Here is a 19,729-nt window from a genome sequence, read left to right as displayed (position 1 = left end):
GGCCGCGGACGTCTCTGACCGTCGGGCGCGCGGGGGGGGCGAGGCCCTGTGCGTCCGGGGGGCCGTCGGGCCGTCGGGCCGTGGTGCCCGGGGAGCCGGAGCCCTGGAACCGGAGCCCTGGAGCCGGCGCCCCGCGTCGTGGTCCCGGCCGGGCCGCACCCGGGACGGAACTGCGCCGTCCGGAACTCGTCGCCCGTGTCAGGAACCTCCGGTACGCGACGGCACTCATGATCGTTGGGCACGGGGGTCGCGCGCGGCAGCGACGCGGTCCCCGCCCCTGCGGCCCACCCCCGCCCAGTGCCGCGCCGAACGTTCCGGAAGAAGTCGAGGAATCACCGTGCCCCTTTCGTCGCACCGCCGCCTGGCCGTGAGCACCACACTGATCGCCGCCCTCGCGGCGGGTGTCGTCCCCGCCACGAGCGCGTTCGCCGCTCCCCTCTCCCCCGCCGCGGCGGCCGCACCCGCGGTTCCCGCCCCGGACATGGAGGGCGTGACCGCCGCGCTCGACTCGGCCATGGCCAACGGCGCTCCGGGGGCGATGGCCCGCTTCACCGGCCCGGACGGGGTCGAGAGCCGGACCGCCGGCGTCCGGGACCGGACGTCGGGGGCGCCGATGGACATCCACGCGCGGTTCCGGATCGGAAGCGTCAGCAAGACGTTCTCCACGGTCGTGCTCCTGCAGTTGGTGGAGGAGGGCCGGCTGGAACTCGACGCGCCCGTCAACCGGTACCTGCCCGGACTGCTTCCCGACGACCGCATCACGGTCCGGCATCTCCTCACCCACCGCAGCGGGCTCGCCGACTACACCGACGCGATGTTCGCCGACACCGTGCCCGGCTTCGAGGCCGTGCGGAACCGGGTGTTCAGCTACCGGGAGCTCGTGGACCTCTCCCTGAGCGAGCCCCGCACCACCGAACCCGGCGTGGCGTACAAGTACTCCAACGCGAACTTCGTGGTCGTCGGCATGCTCATCGAGAAGCTCACGGGCCGGCCGGTGTCCGACGCGTACGAGCGCCGCATCTTCAAGCCGCTGAAGCTGCGCAGGACCTCGTACGTCCATCCCGACACGCGCATCAAGGGCCTGCACGTGCGGGGGTACCTGCACCCGGACGCGGCCGGCGACCCGCTCGTGGACTCCACGGAACAGACCGTGTCCTGGGCGCAGTCGGCCGGGGCGGTCATCTCCAGCCCCGCCGATCTGAACGCCTTCACCAGTGCGCTCATGCGCGGCCGGCTGCTGTCCCCGGCGATGCTGGAGGAGATGACGACGGTCACGCCGACGGACACCACCAACACCCGGTTCTACGGTCTCGGCCTGCGCCGTTACGACCTGTCCTGCGGCACCCAGGTGTTCGGCCACACGGGCACCGTGCAGGGCTTCTACACGTACGCCTTCTCGACCCGCGACGGGCGGCGCAGCCTGTCGGCCGTGGCGAACACCTCGAACCACGGTGCCGCCAACACGGCGCTCGGCGGAACGCTGGAGGCGGCCTTCTGCGGCAAGAAGCCGACGGTGGCGCCGTCCTCGCGGGCTGCCTCCTCACCGGCTGCCCGCGACTTCTCGTCGCTGCCGGCGGAGCGGGACCTGCCGGAACGCCACTGACGGCCCTCCGGCGGGGAGCCGGTCGAGCCCGCGGTCCTGGAGGGCGAACTCCAGGGCCGCGGGGGCGTACCCCTGGTCCCAGAACCGCCGAGGCGCCGGCCGATCTCCACGGCGGGGAGCACCTCCGGGAGGAGCTCCGGCGCTGACAGGTGGCCGGGTCAGCGGTAGTACCCCTCGACCACGGCCCGCACCTCGTCGAGCAGGGCGGGGCCGTCCTGCGGCACGGGCGGGCGGCCACTGGCCGGGCGGATGTCGAGGAGCTGTTCATGGGAGAGGGCGTACACGACGCGGCGGAGGCCCGCCTGCCGGATGACCGCTTCGCACATGCCGCACGGCTGGCAGCTGGTGTACATGGTGGTCTTGGCCGCCGTGGCCGGGTCCAGTTCCCGGGCCGCCCACCGGGCGAGCTTCAGTTCGGGGTGCGCGGTGATGTCCCGGTCCGTGAGGGTGGTGTTGTGCTCCTCGGCCAGGACGGTCCCGTCCGGGGCCGCGAGGAGCGACCCGAACGGGGGATCGCCGCCTTCCCTCGCCTTGGCGGCGAGGGCGATGGCGCGGCGGAGGAGGGTGTGCTCGTCGGGCGTCGTCATGACGGCTCCGTTCTGACGTGGTGTCGGGAGAGGTGGGCGGCCGCGGTGGTGCGTGCCTGCCGGGTCGCTTCGGTGTCTGCTCCCCGGCCCGGACGCTAGTGGGACGGGCCGGCGGTGGTCTGCGCTCGCGTGAGGTCCGTCGGGTCCGTGTTGGCGCCGCAGAGGACGACGCAGACCTTCTCGCCCGGTGCCGGGCGGTAGCCGGTGCGGGCTTCGGCGGGGGCGGTGAGGGCGGCCAGGGCCGTGGCTGCGGCGTGTTCGACGGCGAGGCGGCGATCCTCCCAGAGGGCCCGGCGGGCGCGGACGATGTCGGTGTCCGCGACCAGGACGGGGTGGACTCCTTCCTGCCGGGCGGCGCTCACGGCGAGGGAGGTGGCGCGGCGGGCGCCGAGGGCGTCGGCGGCGACGGAGTCGACGGTCACGTCGACGGGACGTCCGGCCCGGACGGCGGCGTCGAGGGCGCGGCAGTTCTCGGGTTCGACGGCGACGGTACGGATGCCGTGGTGCCGGGCGGCGGTGGCGACCCCGGCGAAGAGTCCGCCGCCGCCGACCGCGACGACGACGGTGTCGAGGTCCGGGATCCGCCGGTGGATCTCGTCGAGGAGGGTGCCGGCCCCCGCGGCGATCAGGGGGTGGTCGTAGGCGTGGGAGGCGAGGGCGCCGGTGTCGGCGGCGAACGCCTCGCAGGCGGCGAGCGCCTCGGCGTACTCCGTCCCCACGAGCCGTACGTCGGCGTCGTAGCCGCGCAGCTTGTCGATCTTCACCTGGGGAGCGGTGGTGGGAAGGAAGACGGTGGCGCGGACGCCCTGCCGACGGGCTGCCCAGGCGCAGGCCAGGCCGGCGTTGCCGCCGGAGGCGATGGTGACGCCGGCGGCCGGCAGGGTGCCCTCCTCCCGGTGCGCGAGGAGGAAGTTCTGCGCGCCGCGGGCCTTGAAGGAGCCGGTGTGCTGCATGAGTTCCAGCGCGAAGTGGAGCTCGTACGGCTCGTCCCGGGGCGCGTCTCCGGGCTCGGCGGGGGTGACCGCGACGGGCCGGATGTGGCCGTGGATCCGGTCGGCGGCGGTCTTGACGTCGGCGTACGCGAGGGTGTGCACCAGATGCTCCTGAAGGGGCGGGGCCGGACGGTCGTGCCGACGATCTTCTCAACGTCGGGTGCGCGCGGGAAGGCCGGGCGGTCGGGGGGCGGCGGAGCGGGGGTCGGTGTCGCTCGTGTGCGTGGTCACGGCGGGGGGATCGTCCCTCTCGGGCACGCCCCGTGCGCCCGTTCCTCCGCCGGGAGTCACGAGGTGTCGGATAGCGTCGGGGGCAACCGGACCGGCCCCGCCGGACGCCATCCGAAAGGACACACGCCATGCCCCTCGAAGGCGAGTACGAGCCCAGCACGACGAAGTGGGTGCGCGACCAGGTCGAGCTGTACGAATCGTCCGGCGGCACCGAGGGCACGACGCTGCGGGGCCTTCCCGTCGTCCTGGTCACGAACCTCGGCGCCCGGAGCGGCAAGCTCCGCAAGACCCCGCTCATGCGGGTCGAGCACGAGGGCGCGTACGCGCTCGTCGCGTCCAACGGCGGCGCGGTCGAGCACCCCGTCTGGTACCACAACCTGGTGGCCACGCCCCTGGTCGAGCTGCGCGACGGCACGCACGTGTGGGACATGAAGACGCGCCTGGTCACCGGCGAGGAGCGGCAGGCGTGGTGGGAGCGGGCCGTCGCCGCGTTCCCGGACTACGCCGACTACCAGCGCAAGACCGATCGGGAGATCCCCCTCTTCGTCGCGGAGCCGGTCGTCCAGGACGTGTGAGGCGGCGGGCCCGTCGGCAGCGGCGGAAGGCTCGGCACGGGACCTCCTGACGGCGTTTCAGGAGGTCCGAGCGGGCCGGGGTCACGGCGAGAGGACCGCCAGGAGGTGGGCGACCTCGCGGGCCACGGCCGCGCGGGCCGGGGTCAGGTACGTGCGGGGGTCGACCGTCGTGGGGTGTTCGGCGAGGTGGGTGCGGACGGCCTCGGTGAAGGCCTTGTTCAGGTGGGTGGAGACGTTCACCTTGGTCATGCCCGCCGCGATCGCCGCGGTGAGGTGCGGGTCCGAGACGCCCGAGGAGCCGTGCAGGACGAGCGGGGTGTCGACGGCCGCGCGCAACCGGGCGATCAGGTCGAAGTCGAGGACGGCGTCCCGGGTCACCATCTGGTGGGCGCTGCCGACCGCGACCGCGAGGGCGTCGACGCCGGTGGCGGCGACGAAGGCACGTGCCTCCTCGGGGTCCGTGCGTACGCCCGGGGTGTGGGCGCCGCCCTTGCCGCCGACCTCGCCGAGTTCGGCCTCGACCCAGACGCCGTGGCTGTGGCAGTACTCCACGACCTCGCGGGTCGCGGCGACGTTCTCCGCGTACGGGAGCTTCGAGGCGTCGAACATGACCGAGCCCAGGCCGAGAGCGACGGCCTCGCGGACGAGGTCGGGGTTCTCGGCGTGGTCGAGGTGGACGGCGACGGGGGTCTTGGCGGCGCGGGCGACGGCCAGGGAGGCGAGCGCGACCGGTTCCAGGGCGCCGTGGTAGCGGACGGTGTTCTCGCTGATCTGGAGGACGACCGGACGGTCGGCGTTCTCGGCGCCGGCCACGATGGCCTGGGCGTGTTCGAGCTGGAGGACGTTGAACGCCCCCACCCCGGTGCCCGCGGCGCGGGCGCGGCGGACGATCTCGTCGGTGGGCGTCAGCGGCATGGTGTCTCTCCCGGGCGGTGAGCGGGGGCGGGGCGGCGGTCAGGCACGGACGTCGGTGAGGACGACGGAACGGGTCAGGTTCCGGGGGGTGTCCGGGTTGAGCCCCTGGGACTCGGCGACGGCGACGGCGAGCCGCTGGGCGCGGACGAGCTCGGCGAGCGGGTCGAGGTCGCTCTCGGCGAGGGTGCCGCCGACCTTGCGCACCTCGTCCGCGAGTCCCGCGGGCAGGGCGCCGAAGCCCCAGGTCACCCGGCCGGGGCCGGTGATGCTGATCGGGCCGTGGCGGTACTCCATGGCCGGGTACGCCTCGGTCCAGGCGCCGGCCGCCTCGCGCATCTTCAGGCCCGCTTCCAGGGCGAGTCCGTACGTCCAGCCGGTGCCGAGGAAGGTGAACTGCTCCGCCGCGCGCACGCTCTCGTCGAGGGGGGAGGTGAGGGCCCGTTCGGCGTCGCGGGCGGCTTCCTCGACGGTGGCGAGCCCCTCCGGCAGGGCGTCCTCGGCCTCCAGGTGCGCGCGGAACAGGGCGAGCACGGTGGTCGCGAAGCGGGTCTGGACGACGGACTCCTCGTCGGCGAAGTCGAGGACGGCGACCTCGTCGGCGAGGTCCATCACCGGGGTCGTGGGGTCCGCCGTGATCGCACCGGTGGGGACCGTGCCGCGCAGCCGGGACAGGACGGCGAGGACCTCGCTGGTGGTGCCGGAGCGGGTGATGGCCACGACCCGGTCGTAGCGGCGGCCGTAGGGGAATTCGGAGGCGGCGAAGGCGTCGGTCTCGCCGTGGCCGCCCGATTCGCGCAGCTCCGCGTAGGCGAGGGCCATGAACCAGGAGGTGCCGCAGCCGATCACCGCGACCCGCTCGCCGCGTCGGGGCAGGGCCGCGACGTGCTGGGGCAGGGTGCGGGCCGCCTGGCGCCAGGTCTCCGGCTGGGAGGCGATCTCCACGGCGGTGCGGGTAGTGGTCATGCCGATCTCCTTGCAAGAAGAGTGCGCGATAATGACGGAAGATGCTTGAAGATGCATCCATTCAAGCAGAAACATGCATCCTCTTTCCAGATTCCACGCCTGTCGGCGGCTAGAATCGGACGCGCACGAGCGGGGTGGTCATGCGGTCGCGGCCCCGGTGGAGGGAGGGCCCCATGCCCAAGCACGAGCGGTGGAACGCGCTCCTGGAGCTGCTCGCGGCCTCGGGGAAGCTGGAGGTCGAGGAGGCGGCGTCCGCGCTCGACGTCTCCGCCGCCACGATCCGCCGGGACCTCGACGAGCTGGCAGAGCAGCAGCTGCTGGTACGGACGCGGGGCGGGGCGGTCGCGCACGGCGTCTCGTACGAGCTGCCCCTGCGGTACAAGTCGACGCGGCACGCGCCGGAGAAGCGGCGGATCGCGGAGGCGGTGGCGGATCTGGTCGCGCCCGGCGAGGTCGTCGGGCTCAACGGGGGCACGACGACGACGGAGGTCGCGCGGGCGCTCGCACTGCGGTTCGCGAGCGGTCGCGCCGAGATGCCGGGGGCCGCCGCGTCGGCGGGGCCGGCGCTGACCGTGGTGACCAACGCGCTCAACATCGCGGGCGAGCTGGCGGTGCGCCCACAGATCAAGATCGTCACCACGGGGGGCGTCGCCCGTCCCCAGACGTACGAGCTGGTGGGTCCGCTGACGGTCGGGGTGCTCAACGAGGTCGTGCTCGACGTGGTGGTGCTCGGTGTCGACGGGGTCGACGCCGAGCTGGGCGTGATGGCGCACCAGGAGGACGAGGCGAGCATCAGCCGGCTCTTCGCGGAGCGGGCGAGCCGGGTCGTCGTGGTGACCGACTCCTCGAAGATGGGCCGCAGGGCATTCGCGCGGATCTGCGGCCTGGACCGGATCGACACGCTCGTGACCGACACCGGAATCGCCCCGGAGGCGGTGGCGCAGCTCACCGAGGCCGGGGTGGAGGTCCTCACCGTCTGACGCGTCGTCCGACGCCCCACCCCTCGCCCGGCACCTGCCCATTGGCCCGACATCCGACTCATTGGTCTGATGTCGAACCAATCCAGAGCTTGGCTCCCCAGGTCCTGCGGGTATTCATCGAGTAATTACCGCACGGCTGTATACCTTTAAGCTCCCCTCCCTCATCATGTCTCCGACGTGCCGCCGGGGCACACCGTGACAGGAGGGGCGAGGCATGATTCCCATCAGCCGCAGGGGGTTCGTCGGGATCGGCGCGGGGCTCATGGCGGGAGCCGCGCTTCCGCCGGTCCGGGCGTCCGCCGCCGCGAGCACCGCGACCGGCACCCTCGCCGACGTCCGGCACGTGGTGATCCTCATGCAGGAGAACCGCAGTTTCGACCACTACTTCGGCACCCTGAAGGGCGTGCGGGGCTTCGGCGACCGCGCAGCCGGCAATCTGCCCGGCGGCTGGGGCATGTTCAACCAGCCCAACTGGGGCGGCCGCCAGTACCCCTGGAAGCTCAGCGACACCCCACCGGCCGGCGGTGTCGACGGCGAGACCCTCGCGCAGTGCAACGGCGACCTGCCGCACAGCTGGACCTCGCAGCACGCCGCCTGGAACAAGGGGCGCCTCGACAACTGGGTCACGGGCGTGGGCAACACCCGGACGCTCGGCCACCTCGACCGCGGGGACATCCCGTTCCACTACGCGCTCGCCGACCACTACACGATCTGCGACGCGTACTTCTGCTCGACGCTGAGTGCCACGGGCCCCAACCGCACGTTCCTGTGGAGCGGCAAGATCGACGGCTCCAGCAAGGACGGTGGCGACGAGTCGGGCCTCACCTGGGAGACGTACGCCGAGGCGCTCCAGCGCGCCGGAGTGAGCTGGAAGGTCTACCAGAACGCCCAGGACAACTACGGCGACAACGGCCTCGCGTACTTCAAGAAGTTCACCGACGCACGGCCCGGGGATCCGCTGTACGACCGGGGCATGGGTTCGGTCCCGAAGGTGACCGGCTCGACGCCGGACGACATCGCCGCGGCGATCCGCGCCGACGTCGTCGCGGGGACCCTGCCGCAGGTGTCGTGGGTGGTCGCGAACGAGGCCTTCTCCGAGCACCCCTACGCCCCTCCGGGGGACGGCGCCCACTTCGTCGACCTCGTCTACCGTGCGCTCGCCGCGAATCCCGAGGTCTTCGATTCCACGGTGCTGTTCCTCAACTACGACGAGAACGACGGCTTCTTCGACCACGTGCCGCCGCCGGTCGCCCCTCCGGGCACCGCGGGCGAGTACCTCGACGGCGTGCCGATCGGCCTGGGCTTCCGCGTCCCGATGATTGTCATGTCCCCGTGGACCCGGGGTGGTTGGGTGAGCTCCGAGGTCTTCGACCACACGTCGGTGCTGCGCTTCATGGAGAGCTGGACGGCAACGCTCGGCACCCCGGCCACCTGCCCCCACATCAGCGCCTGGCGGCGGAAGGTCACCGGCGATCTGACCGGGGTCTTCGACTTCGCCCACCCGGTGTACGGAGTGCCCGCCGGCCTTCCGTCCACGGCGAAGGTGATCGGGCAGGCCACCTGCGGCCCGCTGCCGAACCCGGCACCGCAGAACAACGCGCTGCCCGCCCAGGAGTCCGGCACCCGGCCGGCGCGCGCCCTGCCGTACCAGGTGAACGGCAACCTCGACCGCTTCGAGTTCGGCGCCGCGGGCAAGATCCTCGCCTGGTTCTCCATGACCAACCAGGGCGTGGAGGCCAAGCGGTCGGCGCACTTCTCGATCCACCCGCACCAGTACCGGGACACCGCCGCCTGGCAGTACACCGTCGACCCCGGCGGCACGGCCACCGACTACTTCAACATCGGCCTCGGCTCGGGGTCGGGGAAGTACGACATCTCGATGATGGGCCCGAACCGTTTCCTGCGCCGCTTCGTCGGGGACGCCTCCAAGGCGGGCAAGGCCGTCGAGGTGGCGGCCCGGTTCGCGCCCGAGGCGGGGACGGGCAAGACGGCCCTGTGGTTCAGGATGACCAACACCTCGGCCGGGCCCGTCACCTTCACGATCCGCTCGAACGCCTACCGCTCGGACGGTCCGTGGACCTATACGGTGCCGGCGAACTCCAGCCGCGAGGACTTCTTCAACGCGGTGGCGTACAACGACGGCTGGTACGACTTCACGATCCTCGCCGACATCGACGGAAGCTGGTCGCGCCGGTACACCGGACACATCGAGACCGGAGCCCCGAGCGTCAGCGGCTGACCCCCTCCCCCGCGTGCCGGGCAGCGGCCTTCCGGTCGCCGCCCGGCACCGGCGCGGCACCAGCGTGGCACCGGCGTGGCGTGGCGTCAGCGGCCGGCGTGCGCGGCGCGGCGGACCGTGGCGTCGAGGAGCGCCACGGCGTCGGCTCCGGTGCGGCCGGGGGCCCTGTTCCACGGCCCGATCAGCCCCTGCCACCCGCGCGACCGCAGTTCGGTCATGATCCAGGCGGCCGCCTCGTTCATGGTGTCGGCGCTGCCGTAGCCGAGCCGGTGGGCGGCGAGGAGGGCCCCGCAGACGCACCGGGCGCCACGCACGTCACGCAGCTTGTACGGGGCGTTCTGCCAGCCCCACTCCGTCAGCACCAGGCGCGCGTAGCCGAGGTGGACCGAGGGACGGAGCTCGGCCTGGCCGATGCGGCGCCAGGTGTGCAGCCGGTCCGGCAGCACGGCTCCGAGCCGCCCCGGGATGCGGCGCTCGGAGGGGAGCTTGGGAGGCAGGGAGGCCAGGGCGTCGGCCACGAGCCGGTCCACCGGCACGCTGAGCAGCGCCCGCCAGCCCTCCTCCGCCGGCGGCGGCTCCTGGGGGGCGGTCCAGTCCGTGACGATCCGCTGCCAGGTGGCGCTCTCGAAGAGGGCGGCCGCCTCGCGGTCGAGGGCGTCGGGGCTGAGCAGGGAGGTGGAGGGCGGCATGGGGGTGTCTCCTGAGTCGGCTCCCTCCATCCTTCAAGACGGAATGTCGGTTTCGCGGCTTTCGCCTCCACACGGAGAGTCGCCACCTCCGCGCCACCTCTCCCCTTCTCGACGAACACCCCACCATATGAATTACCATCCTATTTACCCATGAAAGGAATTAAGCAACAAATGGGACATTGCGCTTCGAGTGACACGGCTCACTCACACGGCCCGACAGTCCGGCGACCCCCTCCCCCACCCCGTACTGGGCAAGGAAGTTCAACGCCTCCCGGACGGCATCGATCTTGAATTAACCGAATTCCGTGATCCATTTCCGGATACCAGAGACACCTCCCCCTTGTTATCCGTCGCATTACTGGCCTACGGTCACCTCCATTCGAGCGGAACGCCCAATCCTGCCGCCGCTCGGTAAACCTCCCTTTTCACCCGACGGCAGGAGCGGGGGACCCACGAATACGCCGGTCCGGAATCCGGAACGGCTCGGGGTGAAGCCGCGTGCGCGCGGCCGGACATCTCCCGTCCGAACCCGACAGCTCACCCCGCAGGCGCCGGAGAGGAAACCGTCATGCCTGCTCACGGTAAGCACCGCCGCCCCCGCCGCAGCCCCGTCTCCCGAGGCCTCGCCCTGGTCGGCACGAGTGGCGCCGCACTCACCCTGCCGCTCGTCGCCCCGGCCGTCGCCGACGCCGCGCCCGTGTCCGGCGCCCCCGAGATCGCCGCCCAGTCCCTCGCCGCTCCCGCCGCGCAGACCGCCGCCAAGGCCCCCGCCGCCCCGGCCGCCGCACGCACGTACACCGTCGTGAGTGGCGACTCGCTTTCCCTGATCGCCCACAAGAAGGGAATTCAGGGAGGCTGGAAGAGCCTTTACCGTGCCAACAAGAGCGTCGTGGGTGACAACCCGTCACTCATTCGCCCCGGCCTCGAACTGACGATTCGTCGGGATTCCGTCAAGGCCGCCCCCGCGCAGGCGAAGGCGAAGAAGTCCGCCACGACCGAACGGGCGAGCCGCTCCGAGCGCCGGCCGGCCGCTCCCGCCGTCGCCACCGGTGCGGGCGCCTCCGCCGCGCAGGCCGTCGCCGCCGCACCCGCCGCCGGCCAGGCCGCCCCTGCCGCCGCCACGAACTACGCCGACAACCTCGACGGCTGGATCCGGGAGTCCCTGGCCATCATGGGCCAGCACGGCATCCCCGGCTCCTACGACGGGATCCTCCGCAACGTCATGCGCGAGTCGTCCGGAAACCCCCAGGCCATCAACCTCTGGGACTCCAACGCGGTCGCCGGCACCCCCTCCAAGGGCCTGCTCCAGGTCATCGAGCCGACCTTCCTCGCCTACCACGTGCCCGGCACCTCCATGGACCTGTTCGACCCGGTCGCCAACATCACCGCCGCCTGCAACTACGCGGCCGACCGCTACGGCTCCATCGACAACGTCAACTCGGCGTACTGATCCCCTGACGCCGGAAGTGCTCGGCGAACCAGGAGGTGGCGAGGTCCGCCACCTCCTCCAGGGCGCCCGGCTCCTCGAAGAGGTGGCCGGCGCCCCCCACCACGGCGAGCCGGTTCTCGCAGCGCAGCAGGGCCAGGGCCCGCCGGTTGAGGTCCAGGACCATCGCGTCCGCGCCGCCCACCACCAGGAGCGTCGGAGCACGCACCCGGGCCAGGTGCTCGGCCGCGAGGTCCGGCCGACCGCCCCGCGAGACGACGGCGCTCACGGGTGACGCGGGGTCGGCGGCCGCCCACAGCGCGGCGGCCGCGCCCGTGCTCGCACCGAAGTACCCGAGCGGGAGTCCCGTGCTCCCGGGCCTCCCGGCCAGCCACTCCGTGGCCCCGGCCAGCCGCCCGGCGAGGAGCCGGGTGTCGAAGACACGCTCACGGTCCTCCGCCTCCGCCTCGGTCAGCAGGTCGAAGAGGAGGGTCCCGAGGCCCGCCCGGTTGAGCACCCCCGCGACCGCCCGGTTCCGGGGGCTGTGGCGGCTGCTGCCACTGCCGTGGGCGAACAGGACGATGCCGTCGGCGCCCTCGGGCACCGCGAGCCGCCCGACGAGGGTGACGCCGGAGACCGGGATCCGCACGTCCGTGCCCTGCGCGTCGGGGTTCCGCGCGGCTTTGCTCCGGTCCAGGCAGGCGATGACCTCGGCGTCCGGTGTCTGCGAGAAGTCCTGGTAGAACTGCCCGATCGCGAAGAAGAGGTCCGGCGTGTGCACGCTGACGGCCTCGTCGGCATCGTCGCCGACGCGGGCCGTCCAGCCCCGTGGCGCCACCGGGACGGCGAGGACGATCCGGGCGGCGCCCCGGGCCCGGACCACCCGGCAGGCCGCCAGCGCCGTGGCCCCCGTCGCCAGCCCGTCGTCGACCACGACGACCGTCCGCCCGTCGAGGGGCACGGAGGGCCGGCTGCCCCGGTAGCGGCGGGCGCGCTGGTCGAGCTCGGCGTGCTCACGCTCCTCCACCGCGGCGAGGTCGTGGTCGCCCACACGGGTCTCGCGGAGCACCCGTTCGTTGAGCACCCGCACGCCCCCCTCGCCGAGCGCCCCCATCGCGAGCTCCGGCTGGTGCGGCACACCGAGCTTCCGTACGAGACAGATGTCGAGCGGCGCGTCGAGGGCGTCGGCGACCTCCACCGCCACCGGCACACCGCCCCGCGGAAGCCCGAGGACCACGACGTCATGGCCCTTGAGGTGGTCGAGCCGGGCGGCGAGCTGCCGCCCCGCGTCGGTGCGATCGCTGAAGAACATGATCCGCCGCCCTTCCGCCGGTGCGCGGCTCGGGCGCGGGGAGGAACGGAGTGCCCCGTCCCCTGCCCGTCCTTCCAGGGTAGACGCGTCGCCCTCGTCGGCGGGGCGCCCCGGAAGGCGGCCCCGGGCGGGACGGCGGCCCCGGGCGGACAGCGGCCCTCGCAGACGGCGGCCCCACGTGGACGGCAAGCCCACCCGGCGAGCGGACCGGTGCCGGCTCGGCACGCCGGTGACCGACGAGGCCCCGGCTCGGTCAGCGGGACTGCAGGGCGTCGAGGGCCACGGTCTGGGCTATGGCGAGCCGCCGGTCGAGCTCCGGGTCGGCTATGTCGAGCACGTACCGGTCCCGGATGCCGAAGAGCTTGTCGACGGACATGACGGGCCGGCCGCCCTCGGCGAAGTCGAAGTGGTACGGCACGATGAACGGGACGAGGTCCACGAACGGCAGGAACTCCCAGGCCCGCCGCAGCAGCGCCACCACCTGGTTCCGCTCCTGCCCGGTGGCCTCCCCCTTCTCGTCGTCCCGGCTCAGGTGCCAGGTGCTCCGCAGCAGGGACGCGCCGAAGTCCTTCCGGAAGCTGCCCAGTCGGGTGCCGGAGGCGCCGACCACGTCGTACGTCGCACCGAGGTCGATGACCTGACGGGCCTTGAAGGTGAAGAGGACCTGACGCTGGGACTCGTCGGTGTAGAAGGTGACGTGCTCCTTGAGAGCCATCCTCTTCTGGTGGGCGAAGGCGACGAGTTCGCCCTCCTCGCCGTCCGGTCCGACGGTGTGCACCAGGTAGCGGTTGGCCATGGGCGTCACCTTCTGCCGTACGAGGAAGCGGTGCTGCGACTGTGCGAGGCCCATCGGTCGTGCTCCTGCCGGTCGTGGACGGTCCCTGGAAGACCGCCCCCTGAGGTCGTGAGCACGATGATCCGCTGCCGAGGGGCCCCGCCGCTGTCCTCGAAAGTCGTCGACTCCGTCGACCTTCGGATGAGACCGAAGCCGAGGCCGGAAGCCGAGGCCGAGGCCTCAGGCGCCGAGGAAGGCCTCGATGGCCTCGGCGAGGGCCTGTGGGGTCTCCTCGGGGGCGTAGTGACCGGCGTCCTTGAGGACTTCGAGGCGGGCGTTGGGGTACCAGCGCAGCCAGGTGGCCTCCATCGCCTCGGACCCGAGCGCGGGGTCGTGGGCGCCGACGACGAGCAGGACGGGCGTGGGGTTGTCGCGGACCCGCTCGTGGAAGTCGGTGCGGGACCAGGAGTCCAGGTAGGCGCGGAAGGCCGTCGCGGAGGAGCGGGTGACGGAACGGTCGACGAGTGCGCCCAGCCACGCGTCGTCGTAGCGCCCGCCGGTGGTGTTGTCGATGATCGTGCGCCGGTTGGCCGGCTCGTCGGCGGCTCCGGCGAAGAGCTCCCAGGTCTCCCCGTCGAGCGGGAAGCCGGCGGCGGAGACCGGAGAGACACCGATGATCGAACTGATCCGGTCGGGGGCGTCGAGCAGCATCAGCTGGGCCGCCTTGCCGCCCATCGAGTGACCGATGACGGAGAACGAGTCCCAGCCGAGGTCGTCGGCGACCGCGAGGGCGTCGCCCGCGACCTCCTCCATGGTGTAGGCGCCCGCGTGGTCGAGGGCGTCGCCGTAACCCCGGCAGTCGACGAAGGCGTACGTGCCGAGGTCGCCGTCCAGATGGGCGCGCAGCGGGGCGAAGCTGGTGCGGTCGCCGAACCAGTTGTGCAGCACGAGGGCCCTCCCGGGGCCCTCGCCGTGTACGTCGTACGGAAGAACCTGCCCCGTCATCGTGCCCCCTGCTCGCGAGGTCGTGCGCCGCGCGCCGACGGCGGCGGTCGACGACCGAGTGTGACGGCCCGGACGCGTGGGGTCAACACCATCGGGCGGGGCGCGCGGGAGCGCGCCGGATCCGGGGCGGGAGACCCCTTGGCGGTCCGGAGCGGGAGACCCTCGGCGGTGCGGGACGAGAGACGCCCCGCCGGAGCCGGACCGGGAGACCGCCTCGCCGGGGCCGGGCCGGGAAGTCACCTCGCCGGGGCCGGACGGAGAGACGCCTCGCCGGGGCCGGGGGCGGGGAGTCGCCTCGCCGGGGCCGGGCCGGGCCGGGCCCGGGCAGGGGAAGCGCCTCGACGGGTCCGGGGCCAGGCCGGGCCGGGCCGGGGCAGGGGAAGCGCCTCGACGGATCCGGGGCCGGGCCGGGCCCGGGCGCTCGGGCCCCGGGGTTCCGGGACCCCGGGTGCTTTCGCGGCCCTCCGGGAACGGGGGGATCCTGGCTGTGTGACCTCGCACGGCGCGTCCGGCCCCGGCCCGGCGGGCGGCACCGGGAGTCCGTCCGGGAACGGAGCCGACAACGGGCCTGTTTCCCGCGCGCTCACATGGGCCCTCTCGGAGGCGGCCCTCGCGACGGTGGAGGGGGTCGGCGGTTACGCGGGCGGGGTGTACCTGCGCTCGGGGACCCCGGGGCTGTTGCGCCTCGCGGTCCTGGTGGGGCTGCCGGGGCCGCTGTTCCGGCCGTGGTGGCGCATGCACGCGAACCGGCCGTTCCCCGTGGCGGAGGTGCACCGCTCGGGCCAGTCCGTCCATCTCGCCGACGTCGAGGAGGCCATGCGGCGTTTCCCCCAACTGGTGGCGAGCCTGCCGTTCCCGTTCGCCTCGCTGTACGCGCCGGTGGTCGCGGGCCGCGAGCGCTTCGGGGTGCTCGTGGCGCTGCGGGCGCCGAGCCCGGGGGTCCCGGTGGACGCGCGGGACCGGAGCCGGATGACCGGGGGCGCGCTCCGCCTCGGTGAGGCCCTGGCCGATCTGGCCCGGCAGGGGACGGAGGTCGAGTGGCCCGGGGATCCGGTGTGCGTGCAGCTGCCCACCGGTTCGGGACCGCCGGTCCGGTTCGGCTCCTTCGCCTGGGACCTGGACACGGGCACGGTCACGCTGGACGACGGGCTCCGCGCCGTCCTCGGGGAGGGTGCCTCCTCGCCCTGTTCGATCGAGGTGCTGACGTCCCTCCTCGATCCCGAGGACGGATACGCGCTGTGGGCGGCGGCCCGGCAGGCGACGGGGGCGGACGGTCGGCCGTCGGTCCGCAGGATCCGGCTGAAGGGGCCGGACGGCGGCCTCCACCTGCTTGAGGTGTCCACGCGTGCGCGGCGGACCGTGCCGGGGACGGGAGTCACCGGTGGCGGCCGGCTCGAGGGGACGCTCGTGGACCTCGGTACGGGGCTGGTCGGCTCGGACGCCACGGACCGGCTGCCGCGGGCCATCCTGGCCGTCGACCGGCTCGGCCGCGTCACCTACCTCAACGAGCAGACGGAGCACCTGCTGGGACGGCCGCGCGGGGCGCTGGCGGGGCAGCCGCTGTGGGAGGCGCTGCCCTGGTTCGGTCACCCTTTCCACGAGGAGCAGTTGCGCGCCGCCCTGCTCTCCGGTGAGGCGGTGCGTTTCCTGGCCCGTCCGGAGCGGGGCCGGTGGCTGTCGGTCTCGCTGCACCCCGGCCGCGACGGGGTGACGATGGTGCTGGTCCCGGAGGAGGAACCGATGCCGGTCGCACCGGGAGCCGCGCGCGGCCGCCGGCGTACGGACGACGTCCTGTCGGAGCCCGACGACCGGGCGGCGGCGCTGTACCGGCCGGTGGCCCTGGCGATCGCGCTCTCCGAGGCGGTGACGGCGCGCCAGGTGTCGGCGGTCGTGACGGAGGAGCTTCTGCCGGCCTTCGGCGGACGGCAGTTGGCGATCTACCTGCTGAGCGACCGGCGGCTCTATCTGGCCTGGGAGACGGGCTTCCCGCCGGGTTTCCTCGAACCCTTCGACGGCGTGGCCCTGGACTCCCACGTGCCGGGGGTGGAGACCCTGACGACCGGCAGGCCGCTCTTCTTCGAGTCCATGGAGCAGTTGGGGCTGGCGTATCCGGACCTCCCGATGGAGACGCACTCGGGCGCGCGGGCGTTCCTTCCCCTGATCGCCTCGGGCCGGCCGGTGGGCTCCTGCATCCTCGGCTTCGACTCGCCGCGCGGCTTCAGTCCGGAGGAGCGGACCGTCCTCACCGCGCTCGCGGGGCTGATCGCACAGGCCCTGGAGCGGGCACAGCGGTACGACACGGAGTCGGCGGTCGCGCGGGGGCTGCAGGACGCGCTGCTCCCGCACCGGCTGCCGGTGCGGGAGGGGGTGGAGACGGTGGGCCGTTATCTGCCTGGCACACAGGGCATGGACGTGGGCGGCGACTGGTACGACGTGATCGAGACCGGACAGGGGCGGCTCGCCCTGGTGATCGGCGACGTGCAGGGGCACGGTGTGGCGGCCGCGGCCACCATGGGGCAGCTGCGCAGTGCCGTCCGGGCGTTCGCGCTGGGGGGACATCGGCCGCAGGACGTGATGCGCGGCACCAACCGGCTCCTGATCGATCTGGATCCGGGACAGTTCGCGAGCTGCTGCTACGTACTGCTCGATCCGGAGACGGGTGACGTGCGGGCGGTGCGGGCGGGGCATCCGCAGCCGCTGCTGCGGATGCCGGACGGTACGGCGCGGCCGGTGGAGCTGGCGGGCGGGATGGTCCTGGGGGTCGATGTCCGGGCGTCGTATCCGGTGACGCGGTTGCGGCTGGCTCCGGGGGCGGTCCTCGCGTTGTTCACGGACGGTCTGGTGGAGCGCCCGGGCCAGGACATCGACGAGGGGATCGGGCGGCTGAGCAGCGCCTTCGCCGCGACGGGTTCGCTGCCGCTCACCGAGACGGCCGACCGGCTGATCCGGGAGGCCAGGGCCGCCACGTCCCGCCCGGACGACATCGCGTTGCTGCTCGCCGCACGGTGGACGGACGGCGGCTGAGCCGGTCGCGCGGGTGTCACCCGGTCGGGCCCGTGGCGCTGGTCGGGGACCGCGTGGCCGGGGAGGCTGAGGGTGCCGTGCCGACCAGGCCGGACGAGTCAGGGCAGCAGCCCGAGGAGGACACGTGCAGCAGGACAAGCAGCCCGATTACCGCCCCGTGGTGTTCCGTGACCGCTCGGCGGGGTACGCGTTTCTGACCCGGTCCACCGCGACCAGCGACCGGACCATCGAGTGGGACGACGGCGAGACGTACCCCGTGGTCGACGTCGAGATCTCGTCCGAGAGCCATCCGTTCTACACGGGCAAGGCGCGGACCGTGGATTCCGAGGGCCGGGTCGCCCGGTTCGAGCGCCGCTACGGCGAGGAGAAGTGAGGCCGCCGGGAAAGTGAGGCCGCCGGAAAGGTGAGGCCGTCGAGAAGGTGAGGCCGTCGGGAATCCGTCCGTGAAACTGGCCAGGAGGTGGCCAGTTCGCCTTCCAGGATGAGGTCACGAAGACGGCGGGGCGCTCGCGCTCCGCCACGGACTCCCTGGAGGGGACAGCTGTGATCGTGGTGACCGGAGCGACCGGAAACGTCGGGCGGCCGCTGGTGGAGATGCTGGCCGCGGCCGGCGAGGAGGTCACGGCGGTGAGCCGCCGTCCGGCCGAGGGGCTGCCCGCCGGTGTGACGCACCGGCAGGGCGACCTGGCCGATGTCGACGGCCTCAAGGGGCTGTTCGAGGGGGCGGAGGCCGTGTATCTGCTCGTCGCGGGTCTCGGGGCCGAGCTGCGGCCGCGCGAGATCGTGACGGCGGCGGTGGCCTGCGGGGTGCGGCGGATCGTGTTCCAGTCCTCGCAGCTGGTGGGGACGCGGACCGATTCGGTGTCGCACGAGATCCTGCGGGCGTTCGAGGCGGCGGTACGGGAGTCGGGCGTCGAGTGGACGGTGCTGCGGCCCGGCGGCTTCGCCTCCAACGCCTTCCTCTGGGCCGAGCAGGTGCGCTCGGCGCGTACCGTCGCGGCTCCGTTCGCGGATGTGGCGCTGCCGGTGGTGGATCCGGCGGACATCGCCGGGGTCGCGGCCGCCGCGCTGCGCGACCCGGCGCATGCCGGGCGGACGTACGTCCTGACGGGACCGGCCGCGGTCTCGCCGCGTGAGCAGGTGCGGGCGCTGGCCGACGCGCTGGACGCGCCGGTGGAGTTCGTGGCGCAGAGCGCGGGCGAGGCCCGGACGCGGCTGGTGCGGTTCCTGCCGGAGGAGGCCGTCGACGGGATGCTGTCGGTGATGGGCGAGCCCCGCGCGGACGAGCAGCGGGTGAGCCCCGATGTGGAGAGGGTGTTGGGGCGGGCGCCCCGGCCCTTCTCGGAGTGGGCGGTGCGGAACGCGCCTGCCTTCGCCTGAGACACCGGGGGTCAGGCGACACGGCGGGGCAGGGACACGCGTCCGACGGAACGCGTTCCCCGCCCCGGCCGGGTGGGCGAGCGAGGGCGCCGGGCCCTCCGCTCGGCCCGAAAGGCGATTCGGCCCCGAAGAGACGATTCGGCCCGAAGGGGTGATCCAGCCTGGAGAGGCGATCAGGCCTTCACGATGCCGGACTCGGCGATCTCGATCTTGGCCTTGGTGGCGCCGGAGCCGGAGCCCAGGGACTCGATCTTCTTGACCAGGTCCTGGCCCTCGACGACCTCGCCGAAGACGACGTGCTTGCCGTCGAGCCAGTCGGTGACGATCGTGGTGATGAAGAACTGCGAGCCGTTGGTGTTGCGGCCGGCGTTCGCCATCGAGAGCAGGAACGGGCGGTCGTGCTTCAGCGTGAAGTTCTCGTCGGCGAACTTCTCGCCGTAGATGCTCTTGCCGCCGGTGCCGTTGCCGTTGGTGAAGTCACCACCCTGCAGCATGAAGTTCGGGATGACGCGGTGGAACGGGGAGCCGGCGTAGCCGAAGCCGTGCTCGCCGGTGCAGAGCTCGCGGAAGTTCTTGGCCGTCTTGGGGACGACGTCGTCGAACAGCTTGAAGGTGATGCGGCCCGCGGACTCGCCGTTGATGTTGATCTCGAAGTAAACGTTCTCGTTGCTCATGAGGACATCCTGTCATTAGTCACGCACGGCGCGCGCACGGGCCGCCTCCTCCCGGGTCATGGCGTGCCGGTGCCCCGCGTCCGTCGGGAACGCGGGGCACCGGTCGCCACCTGGGACGCGGCGTCAGAGCAGCCCGCCGCCCTGCTGGTTCTGGAGGGCGCCCTCGGCGCCCTGGACGGTCTCGTGGAGGACGGTGGCGGTCTGGTCGTCCTGGAGGAGACCCGTCGTGCCGGCGAGGGGGTTGTCAGCGGCGCTGGCCTGCGGCGGCGGGGTGACGATGGCGGTGACGACGCCTGCGGCGAGGGAGGCGATGGCGAGCATGCTGCGCTTCTTCATGGCCTGGTCAACTACTGAGAGGC

General features: G+C 73.0%; 18 protein-coding genes, 1 pseudogene and 1 riboswitch. Of the genes and pseudogenes, 8 read left to right on the top strand and 11 right to left on the bottom strand.

What is annotated here, in order from left to right:
• Positions 1-337 precede the first annotated feature (337 nt).
• Entirely contained in the window at positions 338-1,603 is a 1,266-nt protein-coding gene (locus ABZ318_RS10585) for a serine hydrolase domain-containing protein (RefSeq protein WP_356902099.1), read from the top strand.
• Between the two features lie 15 nt (positions 1,604-1,618).
• Here ABZ318_RS10585 and ABZ318_RS10580 read toward each other — a convergent pair.
• From ABZ318_RS10580 to ABZ318_RS10570, 3 genes and pseudogenes are all read right to left on the bottom strand, one after another.
• A pseudogene (locus tag ABZ318_RS10580) lies at positions 1,619-1,752 on the bottom strand (GNAT family N-acetyltransferase); the annotation flags it as partial.
• Between the two features lie 9 nt (positions 1,753-1,761).
• The gene (locus ABZ318_RS10575; protein WP_356902098.1) at positions 1,762-2,190 is read right to left on the bottom strand and encodes a nucleoside deaminase; all 429 of its coding nucleotides are present in this window, start codon (positions 2,188-2,190) and stop codon (positions 1,762-1,764) included.
• 95 nt (positions 2,191-2,285) lie between these two features.
• On the bottom strand, positions 2,286-3,284 hold the full coding sequence (locus ABZ318_RS10570) for a serine/threonine dehydratase (protein WP_356902097.1): 999 nt from the start codon (positions 3,282-3,284) through the stop codon (positions 2,286-2,288).
• Positions 3,285-3,541: 257 nt separating this feature from the next.
• Between ABZ318_RS10570 and ABZ318_RS10565 the strand changes: the two genes are divergently transcribed.
• Positions 3,542-3,988 (top strand): nitroreductase family deazaflavin-dependent oxidoreductase, encoded by a 447-nt coding sequence (locus ABZ318_RS10565; RefSeq protein WP_356902096.1) that lies wholly within the window; start codon positions 3,542-3,544, stop codon positions 3,986-3,988.
• An 81-nt stretch (positions 3,989-4,069) separates the two neighbouring features.
• Here the strand turns inward: ABZ318_RS10565 and ABZ318_RS10560 are convergent, their stop codons facing one another.
• Entirely contained in the window at positions 4,070-4,903 is an 834-nt protein-coding gene (locus ABZ318_RS10560; protein WP_356902095.1) for a class II fructose-bisphosphate aldolase, read from the bottom strand.
• 39 nt (positions 4,904-4,942) lie between these two features.
• Complete coding sequence (locus ABZ318_RS10555) at positions 4,943-5,866, bottom strand: sugar isomerase (RefSeq protein ID WP_356902094.1); 924 nt, start codon at positions 5,864-5,866, stop codon at positions 4,943-4,945.
• Between the two features lie 173 nt (positions 5,867-6,039).
• On the opposite strand from ABZ318_RS10555, the gene ABZ318_RS10550 reads away from it, so the two are divergent.
• Together ABZ318_RS10550 and ABZ318_RS10545 are read left to right on the top strand one after the other, a co-directional pair.
• A complete protein-coding gene (locus ABZ318_RS10550) occupies positions 6,040-6,846 on the top strand; it encodes a DeoR/GlpR family DNA-binding transcription regulator (protein ID WP_356902093.1) in 807 nt (268 codons plus the stop codon).
• 214 nt (positions 6,847-7,060) lie between these two features.
• A complete protein-coding gene (locus ABZ318_RS10545) occupies positions 7,061-9,085 on the top strand; it encodes a phosphocholine-specific phospholipase C (protein WP_356902092.1) in 2,025 nt (674 codons plus the stop codon).
• Between the two features lie 86 nt (positions 9,086-9,171).
• Here the strand turns inward: ABZ318_RS10545 and ABZ318_RS10540 are convergent, their stop codons facing one another.
• Positions 9,172-9,774: a hypothetical protein gene (locus ABZ318_RS10540; protein WP_356902091.1), complete on the bottom strand. Its 603-nt coding sequence runs from the start codon at positions 9,772-9,774 to the stop codon at positions 9,172-9,174.
• Between the two features lie 379 nt (positions 9,775-10,153).
• Positions 10,154-10,338: riboswitch (cyclic di-AMP (ydaO/yuaA leader) on the top strand.
• A gap of 4 nt (positions 10,339-10,342) precedes the next feature.
• Between ABZ318_RS10540 and ABZ318_RS10535 the strand changes: the two genes are divergently transcribed.
• Positions 10,343-11,224 (top strand): LysM peptidoglycan-binding domain-containing protein, encoded by an 882-nt coding sequence (locus ABZ318_RS10535; protein ID WP_356902090.1) that lies wholly within the window; start codon positions 10,343-10,345, stop codon positions 11,222-11,224.
• Here ABZ318_RS10535 and ABZ318_RS10530 read toward each other — a convergent pair.
• The 3 genes from ABZ318_RS10530 to ABZ318_RS10520 all read right to left on the bottom strand — a co-directional run bounded on the left by ABZ318_RS10530 (position 11,208) and on the right by ABZ318_RS10520 (position 14,292).
• The gene (locus ABZ318_RS10530) at positions 11,208-12,512 is read right to left on the bottom strand and encodes a phosphoribosyltransferase family protein (protein WP_356902089.1); all 1,305 of its coding nucleotides are present in this window, start codon (positions 12,510-12,512) and stop codon (positions 11,208-11,210) included. The genes ABZ318_RS10535 and ABZ318_RS10530 overlap by 17 nt on opposite strands.
• 253 nt (positions 12,513-12,765) lie before the next feature.
• Positions 12,766-13,362, bottom strand: a complete 597-nt coding sequence (locus ABZ318_RS10525; protein WP_356902088.1) for a hypothetical protein — start codon at positions 13,360-13,362, stop codon at positions 12,766-12,768.
• A 165-nt stretch (positions 13,363-13,527) separates the two neighbouring features.
• On the bottom strand, positions 13,528-14,292 hold the full coding sequence (locus ABZ318_RS10520) for an alpha/beta hydrolase (protein ID WP_356902087.1): 765 nt from the start codon (positions 14,290-14,292) through the stop codon (positions 13,528-13,530).
• 489 nt (positions 14,293-14,781) lie between these two features.
• Between ABZ318_RS10520 and ABZ318_RS10515 the strand changes: the two genes are divergently transcribed.
• From ABZ318_RS10515 to ABZ318_RS10505, 3 genes are all read left to right on the top strand, one after another.
• A complete protein-coding gene (locus ABZ318_RS10515; RefSeq protein ID WP_356902086.1) occupies positions 14,782-17,316 on the top strand; it encodes a SpoIIE family protein phosphatase in 2,535 nt (844 codons plus the stop codon).
• A gap of 124 nt (positions 17,317-17,440) precedes the next feature.
• The gene (locus ABZ318_RS10510) at positions 17,441-17,689 is read left to right on the top strand and encodes a type B 50S ribosomal protein L31 (protein WP_356902085.1); all 249 of its coding nucleotides are present in this window, start codon (positions 17,441-17,443) and stop codon (positions 17,687-17,689) included.
• Positions 17,690-17,859: 170 nt separating this feature from the next.
• On the top strand, positions 17,860-18,696 hold the full coding sequence (locus tag ABZ318_RS10505; protein ID WP_356902084.1) for an NAD(P)H-binding protein: 837 nt from the start codon (positions 17,860-17,862) through the stop codon (positions 18,694-18,696).
• Between the two features lie 173 nt (positions 18,697-18,869).
• Here the strand turns inward: ABZ318_RS10505 and ABZ318_RS10500 are convergent, their stop codons facing one another.
• Both ABZ318_RS10500 and ABZ318_RS10495 read right to left on the bottom strand, forming a co-directional pair.
• On the bottom strand, positions 18,870-19,370 hold the full coding sequence (locus tag ABZ318_RS10500; RefSeq protein ID WP_356902083.1) for a peptidylprolyl isomerase: 501 nt from the start codon (positions 19,368-19,370) through the stop codon (positions 18,870-18,872).
• A 123-nt stretch (positions 19,371-19,493) separates the two neighbouring features.
• Positions 19,494-19,706, bottom strand: a complete 213-nt coding sequence (locus tag ABZ318_RS10495; RefSeq protein ID WP_356902082.1) for a hypothetical protein — start codon at positions 19,704-19,706, stop codon at positions 19,494-19,496.
• Between the last annotated feature and the right edge of the window lie 23 nt (positions 19,707-19,729).

The organism is Streptomyces sp. NPDC006197 (assembly GCF_040613865.1).
Lineage (GTDB): Bacteria > Actinomycetota > Actinomycetes > Streptomycetales > Streptomycetaceae > Streptomyces.
Note: the sequence above shows the minus strand (reverse complement) of the source record. Positions and strands in the feature narration are given on the sequence as shown.

Coding starts and splice junctions, on each gene's coding strand:
- ABZ318_RS10575 (WP_356902098.1), bottom strand. CDS start 2,190: ATGACGACGCCCGACGAGCACACCCTCCTCCGCCGCGCCATCGCCCTC.
- ABZ318_RS10530 (WP_356902089.1), bottom strand. CDS start 12,512: ATGTTCTTCAGCGATCGCACCGACGCGGGGCGGCAGCTCGCCGCCCGG.
- ABZ318_RS10535 (WP_356902090.1), top strand. CDS start 10,343: ATGCCTGCTCACGGTAAGCACCGCCGCCCCCGCCGCAGCCCCGTCTCC.
- ABZ318_RS10560 (WP_356902095.1), bottom strand. CDS start 4,903: ATGCCGCTGACGCCCACCGACGAGATCGTCCGCCGCGCCCGCGCCGCG.
- ABZ318_RS10495 (WP_356902082.1), bottom strand. CDS start 19,706: ATGAAGAAGCGCAGCATGCTCGCCATCGCCTCCCTCGCCGCAGGCGTC.
- ABZ318_RS10520 (WP_356902087.1), bottom strand. CDS start 14,292: ATGACGGGGCAGGTTCTTCCGTACGACGTACACGGCGAGGGCCCCGGG.
- ABZ318_RS10555 (WP_356902094.1), bottom strand. CDS start 5,866: ATGACCACTACCCGCACCGCCGTGGAGATCGCCTCCCAGCCGGAGACC.
- ABZ318_RS10540 (WP_356902091.1), bottom strand. CDS start 9,774: ATGCCGCCCTCCACCTCCCTGCTCAGCCCCGACGCCCTCGACCGCGAG.
- ABZ318_RS10500 (WP_356902083.1), bottom strand. CDS start 19,370: ATGAGCAACGAGAACGTTTACTTCGAGATCAACATCAACGGCGAGTCC.
- ABZ318_RS10545 (WP_356902092.1), top strand. CDS start 7,061: ATGATTCCCATCAGCCGCAGGGGGTTCGTCGGGATCGGCGCGGGGCTC.
- ABZ318_RS10565 (WP_356902096.1), top strand. CDS start 3,542: ATGCCCCTCGAAGGCGAGTACGAGCCCAGCACGACGAAGTGGGTGCGC.
- ABZ318_RS10525 (WP_356902088.1), bottom strand. CDS start 13,362: ATGGGCCTCGCACAGTCGCAGCACCGCTTCCTCGTACGGCAGAAGGTG.
- ABZ318_RS10550 (WP_356902093.1), top strand. CDS start 6,040: ATGCCCAAGCACGAGCGGTGGAACGCGCTCCTGGAGCTGCTCGCGGCC.